1 protein-coding gene is annotated in these 317 nt (G+C 70.3%); it reads right to left on the bottom strand.

Annotated elements, in window-relative coordinates; genetic code table 11:
* On the bottom strand, positions 1 to 317 hold a 317-nt coding region (locus HA630_RS02480), incomplete at both ends, for an aminotransferase class I/II-fold pyridoxal phosphate-dependent enzyme (RefSeq protein WP_166832224.1).

Below are 317 nucleotides of genomic sequence, written 5' to 3'. Positions count from 1 at the left end.
TCCATCGGGCCAAAAGCCTGCAGCGCACCCAGGTAGGTCGGGGTTTCCACCAGCACCCGGCTGCCCGGGTCGATCAGCACCTTGGCCACCAGGTCCAGGCCTTGTTGGGAGCCGGTGGTGATCAGCACCTGCGCCGGGTCCACCGCCCAGGGCAGCATCGCCGCCACCTGTTCGCGCAGCGCGGGCAGGCCCTCGCTGGCCGCGTACTGCAAGGCACCGGGGCCGTCGTCGTGCAGCACGCGGGCACAGGCGTCGGCAAACACCTCCACCGGAAAGGTCTTGGGCGAGGGCAGGCCACCGGCGAAGCTGATGATGCC

The sequence above is a fragment of the Aquabacterium sp. A08 genome, from assembly GCF_011742065.1.
Note: the sequence above shows the minus strand (reverse complement) of the source record. Positions and strands in the feature narration are given on the sequence as shown.